The following is a 19713-nucleotide window of genomic DNA, read 5'->3' on the forward strand; positions in this document are numbered from 1 at the left end:
CATCACGGGGCGGCACTCCCAGGCCGGTTCGGTCGTTGAGACCCGCTCGGGTAGCTTGGTTGGCATGGCTCAGTCGTCCGCGCGCCCCCGGATCGTCATCGTCGGGGGCGGCTACGTCGGGATGTACACCGCGCTCCGTCTGCAGAAGAAGCTGCGACGTGACGAGGCCGAGGTCATCGTCATCGACTCCCGGTCCTACATGACCTACCAGCCGTTCCTCCCCGAGGCGGCCGCCGGCAACATCGAGCCGCGCCACATCGTGGTCCCGCTGCGACGGGTGCTCGACGTGTGCAAGGTCGTGACCGGCGAGGTCACGGGCATCGAGCACGCCCGCAAGGTGGTGCACGTCAACCCGCACGACGGTGACCCCTACGAGGTCGGCTACGACCACGTCATCGTGGCCCTGGGCTCGGTCCCGCGCATCCTCCCCATCCCCGGCCTCGCCGAGCGCGGCATCGGGTTCAAGCGGGTCGAGGAGGCGATCTACCTCCGCAACCACATCATCGACCAGCTGGACCTCGCCGAGTCGAGCAGCGACCCCGAGCTGCGCCGCCGCGCGCTGACCTTCTGCTTCGTCGGCGGCGGCTACGCGGGCATCGAGGCCTTCGCCGAGCTGCAGGACATGGCGAAGTTCGCGACGCGCTACTACGAGACCATCAAGGCCGAGGACCTGCGCTGGGTCCTCGTCGAGGCCGCCGACCGCATCCTGCCCGAGGTCGGTCCCGAGATGGGCGTCTGGACCCTCGAGTCGCTGCGCAAGCGCGGCATGGAGATGAAGCTCAAGACGTTCCTCAACTCCTGCGTCGACGGGCACGTCGTGCTGAGCGACGGCACGGAGTTCGACACCAACACCGTGGTCTGGACCGCCGGCGTCAAGGCCAACCCCGTCCTCGGCTCGAGCGACCTGCCGCTGGACGACCGCGGCCGGCTCAAGTGCACGACCAAGCTGCAGGTCGAGGGCGTCGAGGGCGCGTGGGGCGCGGGCGACTGCGCCGGCGTCCCGGACCTCACCGGCACCGGCCCCGGCGGGTTCTGCAGCCCGAGCGCCCAGCACGCCGTGCGCCAGGCGCCCGTGCTGGCCGACAACGTCGTCGCGGCGATCCGCGGGTTCGGCCCGAAGGACTACAAGCACAAGTACGCCGGCTCGGTCGCGGGCCTCGGCCTGCGCAAGGGCGTGGCCAACGTCTACGGCGTCAAGCTCAAGGGCTGGCCGGCCTGGATGATGCACCGCATCTACCACATGAGCCGGGTGCCCACCTTCCGCCGCAAGATCGAGGTCCAGGCCGACTGGGCGTCCGCGCTCTTCTTCCGCCGTGAGGTCGTGTCGCTGGGGTCGCTGCAGCGCCCGCGCCACGAGTTCGAGGAGTTCGCGCCGCTGCCCAAGGTGCAGGAGCAGCCCGAGGCCGCCATCTCCGGCCCGGGCCGCGGCCAGGGCCAGTAGCAGCAGGGGCGCGCGCATGGCTCTGCTGGCCGTGACGGTGCTCGGCACCGACCGGCCCGGGATCGTCGCGGAGGTAACGGGCTACCTCTCGCGCCTCGGCGGCAACCTCGAGGACTCGACGATGACGCTGCTGCGCGGGCACTTCGCGATGGTGCTCGTCGTCTCCACCGAGCGCGCTCTCTCCGACGTCGAGGCCGCGCTGGCCCCGGTCTCGGCCGACGGCTCGCTCGACGTGTCGGTACGGCCCGTCCCGGAGGCCGGGGTCGCGGCGGTCTCGGGGGCGCCGTACCTCCTCTCGGTCCACGGCGGGGACCGCCCCGGCATCGTCTCCTCGATGCTGGGCGTCGTCGCCGGGGTCGGCGGCAGCGTCACCGACCTCACGACCCGCCTCTCCGGCGACCTCTACGTCCTCGTCGCCGAGGTCGACCTCCCGACCGGCACCGACGTCGCCGCGCTCCACCGAGCCTTGCGCGTCGCCGCCGAGTCCCTCGACGTCGACGTCTCGCTGCGACCGGTCGACACCGACCTGCTCTGAGCGTGGACGCCAGCCTGCTGCCCGAGCTCCCCGAGGGCCGGGTCCTCCCCGTCGTACGCGCCCCCGCCCACGTCCTGTCCGGGCCCGGCGCCGAGGTCGACCCGCTCGACCCGGCCGTCGTGCAGCTGGCGGCCGACCTGCTGGCGACCCAGCGGGTGTCCCCGGGATGCGTAGGGCTCGCCGCGCCGCAAGTGGGCGTCGGCTGGCGGCTCTTCTCCCTCGACGTCACCGGCCACCCCAAGGCCCGCACGGTCCACGGGCCGGTCGTCCTGGCCAACGCCGAGGTCGTCGAGGCCTCGCGCTGGGAGAAGGGGCGCGAGGGATGCATGTCCGTTCCCGACCTGACCGGTGACGTACGCCGCGCCGGGCGCGTGCTCGTGTCCGGCGTGGTGCCGGGCACGGGGGAGCGGCTGGAGGTGCGCACCGACGCGTTCGAGGCCCGTGCGTACCAGCACGAGATCGACCACTGCGCCGGCCTGCTCTTCCTCGACCGCGTCGCCGGCGCGCACGCGATCCACCAGCGCAAGACCTACCTGTAGTCCCGCAGGCCGGGCTCGGCCTTCCGCGGGCGAGCCGAAGCGTCCGCGGGCACGGCCCGTCGGCCGTACCCTTTCGCCCGTCCGCCCCCGTAGCCCAATCGGCAGAGGCAGCGCTCTTAAAAAGCGCCGAGTGTGGGTTCGAGCCCCACCGGGGGCACACCTTCCGGTGCGGGACGCCGGCTGCGGCAAGTCGTCCCTGCGCGCGGAACTACGCGGAGTCGCCGCGACGTTCTCATCTACGAGGCTCCGCATGGTGCGGCGCCCACCGGAGGTGTCACAGTGGAGAGCAGGAACCCCGTGTTCAACCGGAGCGAGGGCTTCTCGCGCGGGGGCAACGCGACGTTCCGTGACGTCCCGACCCCCACGCCGGGGTCGCTGGAGGAGATGTACCGCCGTCCGTCGGCGGGGCCGGTTCAGACCGGGCGCATGACCATCGACGACGCCGTGATGAAGACGCTCGCCTGCTTCGGCGTGCTGCTCGTCGGCGCGGCGTTCGCCTGGTTCGTGGCGCCGGGCCTGGCGTTCGTGGGCATGATCGTCGGCCTCGTGCTCGGGCTCGTCATCTCGTTCAAGCAGTCGACCAACCCGGCGCTCATCCTCAGCTACGCCGCGGCGGAAGGCCTCTTCGTCGGCGGCATCAGCGCGGTCTTCAACGACCAGTGGCCCGGCATCGTCAGCCAGGCCGTGATCGGCACGCTGGCCGCGTTCGGCGCCATGCTCGCGCTCTACAAGACCAAGGTGCTCCGCGCGACGCCGAAGTTCATGAAGGTCCTGACGATCGCGGGGCTGGCGTACTTCGGCGTGGCCCTCGCGTCCCTCGTCGGCGCGCTGTTCGGCGTCGGCGACGGCTGGGGCTTCTACGGCATCGGCGGCCTGGGCGTGCTGCTCTGCGTCGCGGGTGTCGCGCTGGCCGCGTTCTTCCTCGTGCTCGACTTCGACTTCGTCGAGCAGGGCGTGCGCAACGGCCTGCCCGAGCGCTACTCCTGGCTCGCGGCGTTCGGCCTCATGGCCACCGTCGTCTGGCTCTACGTCGAGCTGCTCCGGCTGCTCGCCATCCTGCGCGGGAACGACTGACGCAGGCCGCGCCGCGCTCGGATGGCGGCTCGGATCGCGCGGCACGCTCGCGGTAGCGGACGGAGGGCCGGCCCCCAAGGGGGCCGGCCCTCCGGCGTTTCCAGGGTCGCGCCGTCGCGTGGGCGGGGCCGGTGCCGGTGCCGGTGCCGAAGTGTGCCACTCCTCCGGACGCGCCACTGCTCCGGACGCGCCACTGCTCCGGACGCGCCACTCCGCCCGACGCGCCACTCCTCCGGACGCCGAGGCTCAGAATGCGGCATCGTGCCGATCCGCGCCCGTCACGATGCGGCATCGCGCCGATAGAGGCGCGACGATGCGGCATCCTGCCAATCCGGTCCTGCGACGATGCGGCATTCTGCCAACCCGGGGGCGGGCGGTCAGGAGCCGTAGGCCTCGCGCAGCGCGGGGAGCAGCTCGGACTCGGACCAGTCGAGGAAAGCGTCCTGGGAGTCGGCGCCGATCTGCACGAGCGCCACATCGGTGAACCCGGCTTCCACGAAAGGCTTCACGCCCTCGACGAAGGCGGCGACGTCTGGGCCGCAGGGGATGGACTCGGCCACGTCGTCGGGCTTGACGAACTGCGACGCGGCCTCGAAAGCCGTCGGCCCCGGCAGCTCGGCGTTGACCTTCCACGTCAGCCCGAACCAGCGGAACTGCTCGTGCGCGCGCTGGACCGCCGCGTCCTTGTCGCGGTCGAAGCACACCGGCAGCTGGCCGACGCGCGGCTTGCCCCGGCCGCCGGCCGCGTCGAAGTACTCCCCGAGCTCGGGCTTCGGCTCGGTGGCGATCATGAGGTCGGCGTACGACCCGGCCAGCGTGCACGACTGCTCGCCGGACACCGCGACCCCGATCTTCACCGGCTCGTCGGGCAGGTCCCAGAGCTTGGCCGACTCCACGTCGTAGTGCTCACCGTGGAAGGTGACGTAGCCGCCGTCGAAGAGCTCACGGATGATCTCGAGCGCCTCCTCGAACATCTCGTGGCGCACGTCGACCGGCGGCCAGCCGCCGCCCACGACGTGCTCGTTGAGGTTCTCCCCGGCGCCGAGCCCGAGCGTGAAGCGCCCTTCGCTCAACAGCGCGAGCGTCGCGGCCTTCTGCGCCACGACGGCCGGGTGGTAGCGGAACAGCGGGCAGGTCACGTACGTCATGAACGGGATGCGCTCGGTGGCCTGGGCGACCGCGCCGAGCACGGTCCAGGCGTACGGCGAATGCCCCTGCGCGCGCAGCCAGGGGTTGTAGTGGTCGCTGCTCACGAGGAAGTCGTAGCCGACCTGCTCGGCGCGTACGGCGTCGCGGACGAGCTGGCGCGGGCCGGCCTGCTCGCCCATGATCGTGTATCCGATTCGAGTCACAGGCTGCCGCTTGCCCGGGCTGCCGGGGGCATAACCCCGCGCCGCTCGGCGCGGGCTGAGTCAGCCGGAGACGTTCGGCCCCGCGCGCTCGATGGCGAACCGGAGGAGGACGCGGCGGTCACGCTCCATGGCGGCGCGGTAGTCGTCCCAGTCGGGGTGCTCACCGGCGATCCGGCGGTAGTAGTCGACGAGCAGCTCCATCGCCTCGGGCAGCGCGACGATCTCCGCGGTGCCCTCGACCTGGACCCAGTCGCCGAAGAAGCGTTCGGTGAAGACGCATGCCGCCACTCGCGGGTCGCGGCGGAGGTTGCGCACCTTGACCGCAGTCTCCCGCGAGCTCACGATAACGCGGCCCGCGTCGTCCACGCCGACCGTGACCGGGGACAGCTGCGGCCGCCCGTCAGCGCGGAAGGTCGTCAGGACGGCCCGGGAGTTCGACCGGACGAACTCCCGGGCGCGCTCGGCGTCCACTGTCGGTGCTCCGGTGACGTCTGGTCGACGGCGTCAGCTGAAGCTGCGCGACGCCTTCTGCTTCACGTGCTCGTGCACGATGGCCTGCGCGTACGCGTGTGACAGGTCGTGCTCCGTCCGCAGCCAGTCGACCCGCTCCTCCTGGCGGAGCAGGCTCGGCCCGTCCTCCAGGGCCTGGAACCACTCGGCCATGGGTCGTCCGGTTGCCTGCGGGATCCGCGCGACGAGCTGGGTGTGGGTTTCCTCGGACGGGCGTAGGGACATCGGCGGTGCCTCCGTGGGTTGGCAACGTGTCGCTTCCGAGGTTCCTCCTAGACCGGGGTGGTTCGCAAGTGCCGCGCGGGCTCGCCACACTGGCGTCGTGATCGGCGACGAGGACGGGACGCCCCGGGACGAGCTCGAGCGTGAGGTACGCCGGGTGGCCGACCGGCTGCGCACGCTGGCCGTGGGCCGGCTGGGCGAGCCGGCTCCGCCGTGGCCTTCGCGTGCCGCCGCGGCGCGGGCCGCCGCCCAGGCACTCGCGGACGCGGCGGCACAGCTGGAGGGCGAGCCGCGGCGTGAGCTGCCCGGGCTGGCGGACACGGCGAGCGGGGACCTGGTGGCGGTGTGCGGGAGCGACCTGCTCTCCGTCCTCGACGAGCGCGCGGGGCAGGGCGACGGCGAGCCTGCGGTCGACGCGGCGCTCGGCGCGTTGCGCGACGTGCGGCGGGCGCTGTGAGCACGCCAGGGCGGGCGCTGGCGCGTGGGCGCGGACGACGGCGGGCGGGCGCCGTGGTCGCGCCAGGGTGGGCGCGGTGAGCACGCACGAGGGCGCGCGGGCGACCGACCGCGAGCTGGAGGACTCGATCCGCACGCTGCTCGCGCGGCGCGCGATGGGCGCCACCATCTGCCCGTCGGAGGCGGCACGCGCGGTCGGCGGGAAGGCCTGGCGCGAGCTCATGGAGCCCGCGCGGGCTGCGGCGCGCCGCCTCGTGGCCGCGGGCGAGGTCGTCATCACCCAGGGGGGCGAGGTCGTCGACCCGGCGGCGGCGAAGGGGCCGATCCGCATCCGGCGGACGACCATCGGCTAGCTGGCCTGCCCGCTCCCCGTCACCGCGTCGCGGCGCTGCAGCGGCGCGACCGGCGCACGTACGTCCAAGGACTGCTCCTCGTCCGCGAGCGGCGCCGCGCGGTCAACCGGCGCGGGCCCGAGGTCGGGCCCGCGGCCCCGCGCAATGCCCGGCTCGGTCCCCTCCCCGGCGCGGGGCTCGGTCTCCGTCCCGGCGCCCGGCTCGCTGCCCGCCGGCCCCGGGCGGCGCCGCAGCAGCAGCGCCCACCGCCCGCGCGGCCCGCGCTCGCGCCCGGCCACCTGCGTGCCGGTGACCTCCGTGCCCGCAGTGTCGGCCGCCTCCACGGCCGCCTCGGCGACGCTGCGCAGCCCCTCGCCGCGCCGGGCGTCGGGAGTGTCCTCGCCGACCGGCGCTAGGCCGAGCGCGGCGAGCACGGACGGGAGCAGCGCCTGGCCGGCGGCGCGGTAGCCCGCTGCCGACGGGTGGAAGCGGTCCGGCCCGAACATCTCCATCGGGTTCGCGGCGAACTCCGGGCCGAGCAGGTCACCGAGCGACACCGTGCGCCCGCCGGCCTCGACCACGCCGATCGTCTGCGCCGCCGCGAGCTGGCGGGACCAGTGCCGTGCGATCAGGCGCAGCGGCTGGGCGATCGGCTGGATCGTGCCGAGGTCCGGGCAGGTGCCGACCACGACCTCGCAGCCGGCCTGGCGCAGCCGCCGGACCGCCTCGTCGAGGTGCCGCACCGACGCCGAGGGGCGTACGCGGTGGGTCACGTCGTTCCCGCCGACCATCACGACCGCGACGTGCGGGCTGGCCTCCAGGGCGCGGGTCACCTGCTGGTCGAGCCCGTCCGAGCGCGCCCCGACCTTCGCCACCCGGGTGAGCCGTACTGGTCTGCGGGCGGCCGTGGCCACCCCCTCGGCGATGACGCCGCCGGGGGTGTCCTCGGCCCGGTGCACACCGAGGCCCGCGGCGCTCGAGTCGCCGAGCATCACCATCGACAGCGGGGCGCCGGCGAAGCGCGCGCCGTAGACCCCGTCGGCGTTCGGCGAGTCGTCGACGGGCTGCCCGATGCGCCGGCGGGCGAGCTTGGCCTGCGCGGAGAGCAGCGCGTACGTCGTGGCGGACAGCGCGCCGACGCCGGTGCCGCCGTACGCCGCCCCGACCGCGATCCGCCGTGCCGCCGATGCCCGGCTCACGGCTGGCGCTCGGGCGGGGGACAAGGACGGCGGGCGGGCACGGGGCGACCTCCTCGATGCGTACGCAGCCGGAGGCGGTCGTGGGCGCCCGCCGGGCCGCAGGGGCCTTCACCGTATCCAAGGGCTCGCGCCTAGGCTGCCGACGTGGAATACGCCGAGTCCGTCGTCGACCTGATCGGCGGCACACCCCTGGTCCGCCTGCGCTCCGTCGCGTCGCACGTCCAGCCGCTGGTGCTGGCGAAGGTCGAGTCGTTCAACCCGGGCGGCTCCGTGAAGGACCGCATCGCGACCCGGATGATCGAGGCCGCGGAGGCGTCCGGGGAGCTCAAGCCCGGCGGCACGATCGTCGAGCCGACGTCAGGCAACACCGGCGTGGGGTTAGCGATCGTGGCCCAGCAGCGCGGCTACAAATGCATCTTCGTCTGCCCTGACAAGGTCGCGGAGGACAAGCGCAACGTCCTCAAGGCCTACGGCGCGGAGGTCGTGGTCTGCCCGACGGCGGTCGACCCGGAGGACCCGCGCTCCTACTACAACGTCAGTGACCGGCTCGCCCGCGAGACCGAGGGCGGTTGGAAGCCGGACCAGTACTCCAACCCCAACAACCCCCGGTCGCACTACGAGACCACCGGGCCGGAGCTCTGGGAGCAGACCGAAGGCAGGATCACGCATTTCGTGACTGGTGTCGGCACCGGTGGCACGATCTCGGGCATCGGGCGATACCTGAAGGAAGCTTCACAAGGGCGAGTTCAGGTGATCGGCGCGGACCCCGAGGGCTCGGTCTACAGCGGCGGCAGCGGCCGGCCCTACCTGGTCGAGGGCGTCGGCGAGGACTTCTGGCCCGAGGCGTACGACCGCGAGATCGCCGACGAGATCGTCGCGGTGTCGGACCGGGACTCCTTCGTGATGACGCGGCGGCTCGCCCGCGAGGAGGGGTTGCTCGTCGGGGGCTCGTGCGGCATGGCGGTCGTCGCGGCGCTGCGGGTCGCCGAGCGACTCGGGCCTGACGACGTCGTGGTCGTGCTGCTGCCCGACGGCGGGCGCGGCTACCTGTCGAAGATCTTCAACGACGACTGGATGGCGTCCTACGGCTTCCTGGAGACCTCGAAGGAGGCCACGGTCGGCGAGGTGCTGCGCGCCAAGTCCGGTGACGTCCCGGCCTTCGTGCACGTGCACCCGACCGAGACCGTCCGCGAGGCGGTCGACATCTTGCGCGAGTACGCGGTGTCGCAGATGCCGGTCGTGCGCGCCGAGCCGCCGGTGAAGGCCGCCGAGATCGTCGGGTCGGTGTCCGAGGCGGCGCTGCTCGACGCCCTCTTCGCCGGGCGCGCCCACCTGGCCGACCGGCTCGACCAGCACATGAGCGCGCCGTTGCCGATCCTCGGCGCGGGCGAGCCGGTCAGCGCCGCGGTCACCGCGCTCGAGCAGGCCGGCGCCGCGGTCGTCATCGCCGACGGCGACCCGGTCGGGGTCATCACCCGCCAGGACATGCTGGGGTACCTCGCGACCTGAGCCTCGACCGTCCCACTCTTCTCGCGGCGATCATGCACCTGTGGCGAGTTGTCCACAGGCTCTGCGTTGTGGACAACTTGCCACATGTGCATGATCAGCGATGAGGGGTGGGGGAGGCGTGCAGAAGGGCCGGCGACAAGTGTCGCTGGCCCTTCTGTCGTCACTGTGGAGTCAGCCCTCGCTGAGCGTCAGCCCGCAGCGGGCGCGGACTCCGTCGCCGCGGACGTGTCGAGCCCGACCGGGCAGGACACGCCGGTCCCGCCGAGTCCGCAGTAGCCCCACGGCACCTTCGCGTCCGAGAGGTACTGCTGGTGGTAGTCCTCGGCGTAGTAGAACTCCCCGGCCGGCGCGAGCTCGGACGTGATCTCGCCGTGGCCGGCGCGGGTGAGCTCGGCCTGGTAGGCCGCCCGCGACGCCTCGAGCGCCGCACGCTGCTCCTCCGAGGTCCAGTAGACCGCCGAGCGGTACTGCGTGCCGACGTCGTTGCCCTGGCGGTAGCCCTGGGTCGGGTCGTGCGACTCCCAGAACACCTTCAGCAGCTCGGCATAGGTCACCTTCGTGGGGTCGAAGACGACCTTGACGGCCTCGGTGTGCCCGGTCATGCCGGTGCACGTCTCCTCGTAGGTCGGGTTCGGGGTGAACCCGCCCTGGTAGCCGACGGCGGTCGTCCAGACGCCGGGAACCTTCCAGAACGCCCGCTCGGCGCCCCAGAAGCAGCCCATGGCGAAGTACGCGGTCTCGAGGCCGGCCGGGTACGGCCCCTCGATCGGGGTGCCGAGCACGGTGTGCGTGCCGGCGAGGGAGAACGGCCGTGCCGGCCGGCCGGGGAGGGCCGACTCGGCGGGGACCATCGATGCCTTCATACGTCCGAACACCATGTCCAGGCAACGCTGCTGGAGCGTGCGCGATTCCAGCACGCCAGAGCGCCGCTACTGCGGCTGTACCGAGACCAGCGCCTCATCCTTGGCGCTCATGCGGCCTCCTCGAGGGCGGCGGCGAGCCGGTCCAGCTGCCCGGGCGTGCCCGTACGCCGCGAAGCCGCCTCGTCGAGCCCGTCGAGGTAGGCGCCCCGCTCGGTATAGACGGGCATCGCCCGCGGGGAGCGGAACCTCTCCCGCCCGCCGATCCGGTAGTCGGCGGAGTAGTCCGGGTCCGCGGCGTCGGACAGGTCGAACCACCGGACCTTGACCTTTGGGTCGGCCGACGCCGTGAAGACGCGCTCCGGCGGGTGCGGGTGGTCGCGCTCGATGCTCCAGGTGCTGATCTCCACGCTCACGACGTGCTCGCTCGCTTCCGGGTCGTACGACGTGCGCTCCGGTCTTCGTCTGTCGTTGCCGCCTGCTCGTCGAGCACCTCGCCGAGCCGCTGGAGCCGGTGCTCCCAGACGCCGCGCCGCTCCGCCAGACACTGCTCGGCCGACTGCATGGCCTCCTCGTTCAGCCGGCACGTACGCACCCGGCCCGTCTTGCGCGACTCGACCAGCCCGCTCGCCTCGAGCACCTGCACCTGCTGCAGAGCGGCGGCGAGCGACATCTCCAGTGGCCGCGCCAGCTCGCTCACCGACGCCGGCCCACGGCTGAGCCGGTCGACCATGCTGCGCCGGCTCGGGTCGGCCAGGGCGTGGAACGCGCGGTCGAGGACCGCTGGATCGTCAAGCACTCCCTTGCCTGTGCGCGCGAGATCAAAGGTCAAGCATCTGCTCGAGCGTCACGGGGCTCCCTCGGGAGCGCCGTAGCAGGAGCGGGGCTAGCGTGAGACGCATGACCGACGCGTACGGCTTCGAGACCCTTGCGATCCACGCCGGGCAGGAGCCCGACCCGCTTACGGGGGCCGTGGTGCCGCCGATCGTCCAGGCGTCCACCTACAAGCAGGACGGCGTCGGCGGGCTGCGCGGGGGCTATGAGTACTCCCGCTCGGCCAACCCGACCCGGACCGCGCTCGAGGAGTGCCTTGCCGCGCTCGAGGGCGGCCGACGCGCGCTCGCCTTCGCCAGCGGGCTGGCCGCCGAGGACACCCTGCTGCGCACGGTGCTGTCGCCGGGCGACCACGTGATCGTCCCGAACGACGCCTACGGCGGGACCTACCGGCTCTTCGCCAAGGTCTGGTCGCGCTGGGGGGTCGAGTACGACCCGGTGGACCTGCGCGACCTGGACGCCGTGCGCGCGGCGGTGCGCCCAGGCTCGACGAAGCTGGTGTGGATCGAGACCCCGTCGAACCCGCTGCTGTCGATCGCCGACATCGCGGCCATCTCCTCGATCGCGCACGACTCCGCCGCGCTCGTGCTGGTGGACAACACCTTCGCCTCGCCCTACCTGCAGCAGCCGCTCGCCCTCGGCGCCGACGTGGTGGTGCATTCGACGACGAAGTACCTCGGCGGCCACTCCGACGTCGTGGGCGGTGCGCTGGTGGTCAGCGACACCGGGCTGGGCGAGCGGCTCGCCTTCTCGGAGAACGCCGCCGGTGCCGTGCCCGGGCCCTTCGACAGCTGGCTCGTCCTGCGCGGCGCCAAGACGCTGGCCGTGCGCATGGACCGGCACTGCTCCAACGCCGAGCGCGTCGTCGAGTTCCTGCAGTCCTCGCCGGCCGTCGCCGAGGTGCTCTATCCCGGGCTGCCCGGCCACGTGGGGCACGAGATCGCGCAGAAGCAGATGCGCGCGTACGGCGGCATGGTGTCGTTCCGGCTCAAGGGCGGTGAGGAGGCCGCGCTCCGTGTCTGCGAGCGGGCGAAGGTCTTCACCCTGGGCGAGTCGCTCGGGGGCGTCGAGTCGCTCATCGAGCACCCGGGGCGCATGACGCACGCGTCGGCGGCCGGCTCCCCGCTCGAGGTCCCCGCCGACCTCGTCCGGTTGTCCGTCGGCATCGAGAGCGTCGACGACCTCGTCGCGGACCTGGACCAGGCGCTGCGCGGATGACCGCCGCCACGCGTTCCCAAACGGTGACCTCCATCGCAGCGGACGGAGCAGTCCGGACGCGGAGCAGGGGCGAAGACTCTGTGTGACAGGCGATAGCGAGCGGGACGGGTTCCGCGGACAACGCGCCCTCGGGGCGTTGTCCGGGCTGCTCGCCGCGCTCCTGTCGCTCGGCACCGCGGAGCTGGTGGCTGCTCTCCTCGGGCGCACGTCCTCGCCGGTGATCGCCGTCGGGGGCGCGTTCGTCGATCGGACGCCGCGGTGGCTCAAGGAGTTCGCCATCCGCACCTTCGGCGAGAACGACAAGGACGTCCTCATCGCCGGCGTCGTCGCGACCGTTCTCGTGCTCGCCCTGCTGGTTGGTGCGCTCGCGGTCCGGCGCAGGGTCCTGGGCTATGCCTTCATCGCGCTGCTCGCGGCCGTGGCCGCGTCTGCGGCCGTCTCACGGCCGAACGCCGATTGGCAGGACGTGCTCCCCTCGTTGGTCGGGGGGCTGCTCGGTGGGCTGGCTCTCGGTCTCCTGCTGCACGCCGTGTCGTCGCGGGTGGCTCCGCGCGCCACGACGACGGAAGCAGGAAGCCAGAAGCCGGAATCCCAGGTGGGGGTGGGACGGCGGCGGTTCCTCGTGGCGGCGGCGGGGGTCGGCGTCGCCGCCGTGAGCACCGAGCTGATCGCACGGGCGGCTCGCAGCCGGCTCGATGTGGCGGCTTCGCGGGCTGCCGTACGCCTCCCCGTCCCGGCGAGCCCGGCCCCGGCGCTCGCCCCCGGCGCGATGTTGCGGACGGCGGGCCTGTCGTCCTTCTACACCGCGAGCCGGGACTTCTACCGGGTGGACACGGCGCTGACGGTGCCCCAGCTCACGACGGAGGACTGGCGGCTGCGCATCCACGGCGACGTGGAACGGGAGCTGAGCCTCGATTGGCAGCAGCTGCTGGCCAGGCCGATGATCGAGCGCGACATCACGCTCACCTGCGTCTCCAACGAGGTGGGCGGGAACCTCGTGGGCACGGCGAGATGGCTCGGCGTCCCGCTGAAGCCGCTGCTCGAGGAGGCCGGCCCCCGCGCCCGAGCCGACCAGATCGTCAGCCGTTCCGTCGACGGCATGACCATAGGGACTCCGACGGCGGTCGTCATGGACGGGCGGGACGCCATGCTCGCCGTGGCGATGAACGGCGAGCCGCTCCTGCCGAAGCACGGCTTCCCCGTGCGCATGGTGGTTCCCGGGCTCTACGGCTACGTCTCGGCGACCAAGTGGGTGACGGAGCTGGAGCTCACCAGCTTCGACGCGTACGACGCCTACTGGGTCAAGCGCGGCTGGGCCGAGCAGGCGCCGATCAAGACCGCCTCACGCATCGACACGCCCCGGCCGTTCTCGAAGAACCCACCCGGACGCGTTGCGGTTGCGGGCGTCGCGTGGGCCCAGCACCGTGGAGTCAGCAAGGTCGAGGTCCGGGTGGACGGCGGGCCGTGGCAGCCGGCGCAGCTGTCCGCCGCGGGAAGCAAGGACCTCTGGCGCCAGTGGGTCTGGGAGTGGGACGCCACCGAGCCCGGCACCCACAAGCTCGAGGTCCGCGCCACCGACGCGGACGGTGAGACGCAGCCACAAACACGCGAAGCGCCGTTCCCTGAAGGCTCCCAGGGATGGCACTCGGTGGTCGTCCGGGTCACGGACTGACCGCACCCCGGCGACGCCGGGCAGCAAGAGACACCCACGGCTGCGCCGTGCCCGCTCGCGGGCCGGCGGCCTGCTCAGCCATGCCCTCGCACACCATGCGACACAGGAACGAAAGGCAGATCATGAACCTCGCGACCCGCAAGCCGCTCGCCGTAGCCGGCGTCCTCGCCGCCCTCACGCTGGGGCTGACCGCGTGCGGCGACGACGGCGACGACACGGCGGCCGGCACCACGAGCGACAGTGGCATGACCTCGTCGGCCCCGTCGATGACGCCGTCGATGGCGCCCTCCATGGCTCCCTCGACGGAGGCCTCCACGGGCAGCGACATGACCGGCACGGACGCCGCGTCCGGCCTCGTGGGGCCGGGCTGTGCCGACTACGCGAAGGCCGTGCCCAGCGGCGCGGGCTCCGTCGCGGGTATGGCGCAGGACCCCCTGGCGACCGCCGCGTCGAACAACCCGCTGCTCAAGACCCTCGTGTCCGCGGTGTCGGGCAAGCTCAACCCCAAGGTCGACCTCGTGGACACGCTCAACGGCGACCAGTTCACCGTCTTCGCCCCGGTCGACGCGGCATTCGCGAAGATCGACGCGAAGACGCTCGCGACGCTGAAGACCGACGACACCCTGCTCACCCAGATCCTGACCTACCACGTGGTCCCCGGCCAGCTGTCGCCCGAGCAGGTCGTCGGGATGCAGACGACCGTGGAGGGCGGCGACGTGGACGTGACCGGCAGCGGCGACTCGCTGAAGGTCAACGACGCCAACGTCATCTGCGGTGGCGTGAAGACCGCGAACGCGACGGTCTACCTCATCGACTCGGTGCTCATGCCGGCGAGCTGACCACTGCCGCTTCCGACAGCCCCGGGCCCGTGTGTGCGAACACGGGCCCCGGGCTGCGGGCACGGGCCGCCGGTCAGCGCGCCCGGGCCGCCGTGACGGAGCGGCGGGTCTCGGGCAGGGTCGTCGCCAGCACCGTGCTGAGCCCGAGGATCACCGCCCCCATGCCGAACGCCGCGGCGTAGGACACCTCGTCGGCCAGCCAGCCGGCGACGAGCGGCCCGGAGATCGACCCGACGTCGGCGGCCATCTGGTAGGCGGCGACGACGGTCCCGCCCCGCCCGCGCACCACGTCCCCCACGACGGCGCCGGAGGCGGGGGAGACGAGGCCGAACCCGGCGCCGAAGAACGCCATCGCGAGCAGGAAGCCGGTCACGGTCTCGTCGAAGGTCAGCAACAGCAGGCTCACGGTGGCCAGCGCCATGCCCAGGGTGAGCGTCAGCCGCCGCCCGCGCTGGTCCGTCAGGCGTCCGCCGGGCAGCAGCAACGCGGCCTGCACCGCCGCGGAGATCGTGAAGCCGATGCTCGCCACGCCGGTACCCTCGTCCAGGCCCTCCTTGACGAACAGCGGGATGAGCGAGCTGCGGATGCCGAAGGCCACCCATCCGGTGGCGAGGTTGGAGAAGAGCGCGGTGACGTAGGCACGGTTGCGCATCGCCTCGCCGAGCCCGGTGCGGTCCTCCTCAGGGGCGGAGCCCTCGGGCCGCTCGCGGAGGTTCGCGTGGCTGAGGTACGCGACCGCGATGCCGCCGGCGACGGCGAGCGTCGCGGCATAGAAGAAGAACGGTGCGCGCAGCGACCATGCGCTGAACGGTCCCGCGAACGCCGGGCCGCTGATCCCACCGAGGATGAACCCGCCCTGGTAGAGGCCGGCCGCCCGGCCGCGCAGCTCATCGGGGACGACGCGCAGCAGCAGGCTCATCGACGACACCGTGAACATCGCCGAGCCGACGCCCCCGACGCCACGCAGCAGGACGAGCTGGGCGTACGACTGGGAGAGGCCGGCGAGCGCGCTCGACACGGCGACGATGCCGACACCGCTGGCCAGGATGGCCCGCTCCCCGAACCGGTCGACGAGGCGGCCGCCGGACAGCGCGAACGCCAGGCGCGTCAGGGCGAAGGCGCTGATGACGGCGCCCGTCGCCGCGGCGCCGACGCCGAAGCTCTCGGCGAACAGCGGGATCACCGGGGCCAGCACGCCGAAGCCCAGCGCGACGGCGAACGCCACGGCGGAGAGCACCATCACCTCGGGTGGGAGCCCGCCGAACAGTCGTCGCACGGCCGCGACCCTATCCGCGCCCGGGCCTGCCCCGGGCCGCGCCTGCACAGGGCTGCCCGGACGGCCGGGAAAACGCGTTGCGAAGCGGAGCAACCTCCGGTTAAGCTGAGGGTCGAAGTGGAGGCACCTCCACATCCAACGCGGCTCCGCGCCGTTCGACCGAAGGACCTGCCATGCCGACCTCGCTCCCGAGTCGTGCCCGCCGCACCGGCCATCGGGCCACGTTCGCGGTCCTCGCCGCCGCCGTCGCCGCGTTCGCGCTCCTGCAGTCGCTGGTCACGCCGGTGCTCGCGACGATCCAGCACGACCTCGACACCGACCAGGCGACGGTCACGTGGGTGCTGACGGCGTACCTGCTGTCCGCTTCGATCTTCACCCCGATCGTCGGACGCATCGGTGACGCGGTGGGCAAGGAGCGCATGCTGCTCGCGACCCTGGTCGCGCTCGGCGCCGGCTCGCTGCTGGCGGCACTGGCGACCGACGTGCGGGTCCTGATCCTCGCGCGCGTCGTCCAGGGGATCGGCGGCGGAGTCCTCCCGCTCGCCTTCGGCATCGTGCGCGACGAGTTCCCGCGCGAGAAGGTCGCGGGGGCGGTCGGCGTCCTCGCCGCGCTGACCGCGGTCGGCGGCGGGCTGGGCATCGTCCTGGCCGGCCCGATCGTCGACGCCCTCGACTACCACTGGCTCTTCTGGATCCCGCTGGCGATCGTGGTCCTCGCCGCCATCGCGACGTACGCGCTGGTGCCGCCGTCGCCCGTGCGCACGCCCGGCCGGATCAGCGTGCTCCCGGCCGCCCTGCTGTCGGCATGGCTCGTCTGCCTTCTCCTCGCGCTCAGCGAGGGCCCGGCGTGGGGATGGGCCTCGGCGCGCGTCCTCGGCCTGCTGGTGGCCGCCGTGGTGCTGGCGGCGGGCTGGGTGGCGGCCGAGCAGCGCTCCGCGGCGCCGCTGATCGACCTGCAGATGATGCGGCTGCCGGCCGTCTGGACGACGAACCTCGTCGCGCTGCTCGTCGGCGTGGGGATGTACGCGACCTTCGGCTTCCTGCCGCAGTTCCTGCAGACGCCGGAGGAGGCCGGCTACGGCTTCGGCTCCAGCGTGACGGAGTCGGGCCTGATCCTGCTGCCGTGGAGCGCCACCATGTTCGCCGTCGGCCTCGCCTCCGGCCGGCTCGTCGCGGGCTACGGCGCCAAGGCCGTCGTCCTCGCCGGCACCACGGTGGCCGTCGTGCCGTTCCTGCTGATGGCCTTCGCACACGGGGCGGTGTGGCAGCTCTGCCTGGCCACGGCGGTCCTCGGCGTGGGGTTCGGCCTCGCGTTCTCCGCCATGTCCAGCCTCATCGTGGACGCGGTGCCTTCCGAGCAGACCGGGGTGGCGAGCGGCATGAACGCCAACATCCGCACGATCGGCGGCTCGATCGGCGCCGCGGTGATGTCGAGCATCGTGACCGCCAACGCGACGCCGGAGGGCCTGCCCACCGAGGCGGGCTACACGTGGGGTTTCGCCGCGCTCGCCGGCGCCGGCGTCGCCGCGGCCCTCGCCGCCCTGCTGATCCCGCGCGTGCGCCAGACGGCGCACAGCGACGAGCCGGAGCACCCGGAGCTCGCCCTCGTGGCCGCTGGCACCGTGGTGGGCGACAAGAGCGAGTGAGCGACCGCCGCCGGAGCCGCCTGGCTCCGGCGGCCGGCCGGTCTCAGCTCTCCGCCTCCTCGGCGGCCTCGAGAGCGGCGATGAGCGCGTCGGCCGCACCCACCAGCTCGGCCCGGGCCTCCAGGTCGCGCGCGTCCCCCTTGACCTGGTTCTCGGCCCGGGCGACGAACTGGCGCAGGAAGCCGATCGTGCGAATCTCGCTTCCGGTCCGGAACGACGCAAGGGCACGGTCGAGCCGCTCGCGCAGGTTCGCCCTCGTCCGGTCGCTGATCGTGCCCTCGGCGTGGAACGACTCCAGCAGGGCCTCGATGTCGGGCACGCCGGCGACAGGGCAGTCGCCCAGGTCGAGCCGCGCGGACTGCCCGCGAGCGATCGTCACCGTCTCGCTCCGGAAGGCCTCACCCGACCAGTCGGTGCAGGACACAGTCCAGGATTCGGGAATCAGCGTGCTGGAGTACTGGCTCTGTCGCAGCGACGGCAGGACGTGCCACTCGAACGCCCCGTCCGCGGGGACGCGGATCGTCGTCTCGACCTCGACGTCGGACTGCAGCACCGCCCCGTCCGCCAGTGGTGAGGAGTCGACCGTGACCTGCTTGCGGATCGTGAGCTCGGCGCCGCGGGGAGCGGTGCCGGTGAGCACCGAGTGCTTCGCCGGGTCGGCGGCCGCACGCCAGGCGATCAGGAACGCCTTGCGGAGGCTGGACCCGGCGTAGTAGCCCGTCCCGAAGTACTGGTCGACGACGTACTCGTACGGCGGGTGGAAGCGGGCGAGCCCCGTGTGCCCCGGCGTCAGCTCCGGGGTGAACCCCAGCGTGCCGTTGACGTAGAGGCCGTGCTCCTCCGCCACCCCGCTCGCGACGTAGTAGACCTCGGGCCACGGGCCGGCCGGGAAGCTCAGCGCCGCGCCGAGCTGCTGGGCGAGCCCGTCGTACAGCTCCTCCTCGGTCGGCACCGGCTCCAGCGGCGAGGACGGGGCTCGCAGCAGGCGGGCGTCGGGAGTGTGGTTGTTGAGCGCGACCATCACCTGGTGCGCGGACATCAGCGCGCTCATGTTCTGGATCTCGGGCTCGGAGTACGGGTGCGCCCCGTGGTGGTTCTCCGCCCGCACGTTGGCGCTCGACCCCGGCCCGCCCCAGAACGGCCCGTAGTTGCGGTTGAGGTCGACGCCGAGAGCCTGGTTGGTGGTGCTCGCGCACTCGGCCGCCGTCGGCACCTGGCCGGCCTGCATGCGGCAGTTCTTGCGCTTCATCTCGTACGCAAGGTCCCGCGACACGTCGAACCCGTCGGGGTTCACGACGGGCACGACGACGAGCCGCGTGCTGTCGAGCAGGCCCGTGATCTCGGGGTCGGTGCCGTAGCTCTGCACGACGTCCCAGGCGAACTCGAGCGTCAGCTCCAGGGTCGGCCACTCGCGGGCGTGGTGGACTCCCGTCGTGAGGAACACCGGCTTGCCCGACGCGGCGTGGACCTCGCGGGAGATCTCCAGCCCCAGCACCGGGCGGCCGAGCAGCGAGCGGTTGGGCAGCTCGAAGAGCTTGACGATCGCGGGGTAGCGGTGGGCGATCTCGCGGATCTCGGCCTCGGCCTCCTCGATCGTGCGGTAGGACACCCGCCCGGTCGGCAGGGGCGACTCGAGGGCGGCGTCCCGGTCCGCGGCGGCCTGAAGCGCGTCCTCCTCCGCGCGCTGCCGGGCCAGCTGCTCGGCCTGGTCGGTGACGTCGACGACCTGCGCGTCGAGCCCCGTAGCGGCGAGCGCGCGGCGGTCCTCTCCGCTGCCCAGCAGCACCTCGGCCTCGTCCGGGCCGAACTCCAGCACGTCGAGCCCGAGCCCCAGCAGCCGCTCGCGCTCGCCGTCGGTGGTGGCGGAGACGCGGGCGATGCTGAGCCCGGCCGATCCGGTCGCGGCGGAGTCCGCGCTCGCGGTGGGCAGGGCGGAGACCGGGAGGGCCGCGGCCAGCGCGGCGGCCGAGCCCACGGCGAGCAGGCGCGCGCGGGTGCGGAGCCGGGAACGCGTCATCGGAGAATTCCTTGCGCTCGGGAGACGAGCGGGAACCGGCAGCACAAATGCGCGGTCCCCGCGAATTCCCGCACACTAGGGGCGCGTTCCGGGGCCGGTCAAGACGGTGCAGCCGGGGTGAAATCGGCGGGCCTGTCCCGGGGAAGGTGAGGCAATGGCGTGTTTCCCCGCGGTGTCCGGGC

20 protein-coding genes and 1 tRNA gene are annotated in these 19713 nt (G+C 72.9%); 12 read left to right on the plus strand and 9 right to left on the minus strand.

Annotated elements, in window-relative coordinates; all coding sequences use genetic code 11:
* Window positions 1-64: 64 nt before the first annotated feature.
* From G9H71_RS11710 to G9H71_RS11730, 5 genes are all read left to right on the plus strand, one after another.
* Window positions 65-1441 (plus strand): NAD(P)/FAD-dependent oxidoreductase, encoded by a 1377-nt coding sequence (locus tag G9H71_RS11710; RefSeq protein WP_166281972.1) that lies wholly within the window; start codon window positions 65-67, stop codon window positions 1439-1441.
* A 16-nt stretch (window positions 1442-1457) separates the two neighbouring features.
* Window positions 1458-1976, plus strand: a complete 519-nt coding sequence (locus G9H71_RS11715) for a glycine cleavage system protein R (RefSeq protein WP_166281974.1) — start codon at window positions 1458-1460, stop codon at window positions 1974-1976.
* Between the two features lie 2 nt (window positions 1977-1978).
* On the plus strand, window positions 1979-2515 hold the full coding sequence (locus G9H71_RS11720; RefSeq protein ID WP_331272926.1) for a peptide deformylase: 537 nt from the start codon (window positions 1979-1981) through the stop codon (window positions 2513-2515).
* 83 nt (window positions 2516-2598) lie between these two features.
* Window positions 2599-2672 (plus strand) — tRNA-Leu (locus G9H71_RS11725).
* Between the two features lie 140 nt (window positions 2673-2812).
* Complete coding sequence (locus G9H71_RS11730) at window positions 2813-3589, plus strand: Bax inhibitor-1/YccA family protein (RefSeq protein ID WP_331272927.1); 777 nt, start codon at window positions 2813-2815, stop codon at window positions 3587-3589.
* Window positions 3590-3966: 377 nt separating this feature from the next.
* Here the strand turns inward: G9H71_RS11730 and G9H71_RS11735 are convergent, their stop codons facing one another.
* The 3 genes from G9H71_RS11735 to G9H71_RS11745 are packed head-to-tail and all read right to left on the minus strand — an operon-like array spanning window position 3967 to window position 5676.
* Window positions 3967-4941: an LLM class F420-dependent oxidoreductase gene (locus G9H71_RS11735; RefSeq protein ID WP_166281978.1), complete on the minus strand. Its 975-nt coding sequence runs from the start codon at window positions 4939-4941 to the stop codon at window positions 3967-3969.
* 60 nt (window positions 4942-5001) lie between these two features.
* The gene (locus G9H71_RS11740) at window positions 5002-5412 is read right to left on the minus strand and encodes a PPOX class F420-dependent oxidoreductase (RefSeq protein ID WP_166281980.1); all 411 of its coding nucleotides are present in this window, start codon (window positions 5410-5412) and stop codon (window positions 5002-5004) included.
* A gap of 33 nt (window positions 5413-5445) precedes the next feature.
* Entirely contained in the window at window positions 5446-5676 is a 231-nt protein-coding gene (locus tag G9H71_RS11745; RefSeq protein ID WP_166281982.1) for a DUF4287 domain-containing protein, read from the minus strand.
* A 97-nt stretch (window positions 5677-5773) separates the two neighbouring features.
* On the opposite strand from G9H71_RS11745, the gene G9H71_RS11750 reads away from it, so the two are divergent.
* Both G9H71_RS11750 and G9H71_RS11755 read left to right on the plus strand, forming a co-directional pair.
* Window positions 5774-6130, plus strand: coding sequence for a hypothetical protein (locus G9H71_RS11750; RefSeq protein WP_166281984.1), 357 nt, complete (start codon window positions 5774-5776; stop codon window positions 6128-6130).
* Window positions 6078-6482 carry a DUF3253 domain-containing protein gene (locus tag G9H71_RS11755; protein WP_407939733.1) on the plus strand — a complete coding sequence of 135 codons (405 nt, stop codon included), beginning with the start codon at window positions 6078-6080 and terminating at the stop codon, window positions 6480-6482. Before G9H71_RS11750 ends, G9H71_RS11755 begins: the two co-directional genes overlap by 53 nt.
* Here G9H71_RS11755 and G9H71_RS11760 read toward each other — a convergent pair.
* Window positions 6479-7660, minus strand: a complete 1182-nt coding sequence (locus G9H71_RS11760; RefSeq protein WP_166281986.1) for an SGNH/GDSL hydrolase family protein — start codon at window positions 7658-7660, stop codon at window positions 6479-6481. The two genes, G9H71_RS11755 and G9H71_RS11760, sit on opposite strands and share 4 nt — an antisense overlap.
* Before the next feature lie 144 nt (window positions 7661-7804).
* On the opposite strand from G9H71_RS11760, the gene G9H71_RS11765 reads away from it, so the two are divergent.
* On the plus strand, window positions 7805-9169 hold the full coding sequence (locus tag G9H71_RS11765; RefSeq protein ID WP_166281988.1) for a cystathionine beta-synthase: 1365 nt from the start codon (window positions 7805-7807) through the stop codon (window positions 9167-9169).
* 188 nt (window positions 9170-9357) lie between these two features.
* Here G9H71_RS11765 and msrA read toward each other — a convergent pair whose 3' ends face one another.
* The 3 genes from msrA to G9H71_RS11780 form a co-directional block, all read right to left on the minus strand.
* On the minus strand, window positions 9358-10047 hold the full coding sequence (msrA, locus tag G9H71_RS11770; protein WP_166281990.1) for a peptide-methionine (S)-S-oxide reductase MsrA: 690 nt from the start codon (window positions 10045-10047) through the stop codon (window positions 9358-9360).
* Between the two features lie 92 nt (window positions 10048-10139).
* Complete coding sequence (locus tag G9H71_RS11775; RefSeq protein ID WP_166281992.1) at window positions 10140-10445, minus strand: SRPBCC family protein; 306 nt, start codon at window positions 10443-10445, stop codon at window positions 10140-10142.
* Window positions 10442-10828: an ArsR/SmtB family transcription factor gene (locus G9H71_RS11780; RefSeq protein ID WP_166281994.1), complete on the minus strand. Its 387-nt coding sequence runs from the start codon at window positions 10826-10828 to the stop codon at window positions 10442-10444. Before G9H71_RS11780 ends, G9H71_RS11775 begins: the two co-directional genes overlap by 4 nt.
* Before the next feature lie 101 nt (window positions 10829-10929).
* Here G9H71_RS11780 and G9H71_RS11785 point away from each other — a divergent pair, with 101 nt between their 5' ends.
* The 3 genes from G9H71_RS11785 to G9H71_RS11795 all read left to right on the plus strand — a co-directional run bounded on the left by G9H71_RS11785 (window position 10930) and on the right by G9H71_RS11795 (window position 14592).
* A complete protein-coding gene (locus G9H71_RS11785) occupies window positions 10930-12081 on the plus strand; it encodes a cystathionine gamma-synthase (RefSeq protein WP_166281996.1) in 1152 nt (383 codons plus the stop codon).
* Window positions 12082-12163: 82 nt separating this feature from the next.
* Window positions 12164-13753: a molybdopterin-dependent oxidoreductase gene (locus G9H71_RS25090; RefSeq protein ID WP_331272929.1), complete on the plus strand. Its 1590-nt coding sequence runs from the start codon at window positions 12164-12166 to the stop codon at window positions 13751-13753.
* A gap of 122 nt (window positions 13754-13875) precedes the next feature.
* A complete protein-coding gene (locus G9H71_RS11795; RefSeq protein WP_166281998.1) occupies window positions 13876-14592 on the plus strand; it encodes a fasciclin domain-containing protein in 717 nt (238 codons plus the stop codon).
* A 73-nt stretch (window positions 14593-14665) separates the two neighbouring features.
* Here G9H71_RS11795 and G9H71_RS11800 read toward each other — a convergent pair whose 3' ends face one another.
* The gene (locus tag G9H71_RS11800) at window positions 14666-15868 is read right to left on the minus strand and encodes an MFS transporter (RefSeq protein WP_166282000.1); all 1203 of its coding nucleotides are present in this window, start codon (window positions 15866-15868) and stop codon (window positions 14666-14668) included.
* 173 nt (window positions 15869-16041) lie between these two features.
* On the opposite strand from G9H71_RS11800, the gene G9H71_RS11805 reads away from it, so the two are divergent.
* A complete protein-coding gene (locus G9H71_RS11805; RefSeq protein WP_166282002.1) occupies window positions 16042-17514 on the plus strand; it encodes an MFS transporter in 1473 nt (490 codons plus the stop codon).
* Between the two features lie 43 nt (window positions 17515-17557).
* On the opposite strand, the gene G9H71_RS11810 is transcribed toward G9H71_RS11805, so the two are convergent.
* Window positions 17558-19531, minus strand: coding sequence for a zinc carboxypeptidase (locus G9H71_RS11810; protein WP_166282004.1), 1974 nt, complete (start codon window positions 19529-19531; stop codon window positions 17558-17560).
* Window positions 19532-19713 lie beyond the last annotated feature (182 nt).

The sequence above is a fragment of the Motilibacter deserti genome, from assembly GCF_011250635.1.
In the GTDB taxonomy this organism is placed as follows: domain Bacteria; phylum Actinomycetota; class Actinomycetes; order Motilibacterales; family Motilibacteraceae; genus Motilibacter_A; species Motilibacter_A deserti.

Coding starts and splice junctions, on each gene's coding strand:
- G9H71_RS11795 (WP_166281998.1), top strand. CDS start 13,876: ATGAACCTCGCGACCCGCAAGCCGCTCGCCGTAGCCGGCGTCCTCGCC.
- G9H71_RS11715 (WP_166281974.1), top strand. CDS start 1,458: ATGGCTCTGCTGGCCGTGACGGTGCTCGGCACCGACCGGCCCGGGATC.
- G9H71_RS11810 (WP_166282004.1), bottom strand. CDS start 19,531: ATGACGCGTTCCCGGCTCCGCACCCGCGCGCGCCTGCTCGCCGTGGGC.
- G9H71_RS11805 (WP_166282002.1), top strand. CDS start 16,042: ATGCCGACCTCGCTCCCGAGTCGTGCCCGCCGCACCGGCCATCGGGCC.
- G9H71_RS11710 (WP_166281972.1), top strand. CDS start 65: ATGGCTCAGTCGTCCGCGCGCCCCCGGATCGTCATCGTCGGGGGCGGC.
- msrA (WP_166281990.1), bottom strand. CDS start 10,047: ATGGTGTTCGGACGTATGAAGGCATCGATGGTCCCCGCCGAGTCGGCC.
- G9H71_RS11785 (WP_166281996.1), top strand. CDS start 10,930: ATGACCGACGCGTACGGCTTCGAGACCCTTGCGATCCACGCCGGGCAG.
- G9H71_RS11745 (WP_166281982.1), bottom strand. CDS start 5,676: ATGTCCCTACGCCCGTCCGAGGAAACCCACACCCAGCTCGTCGCGCGG.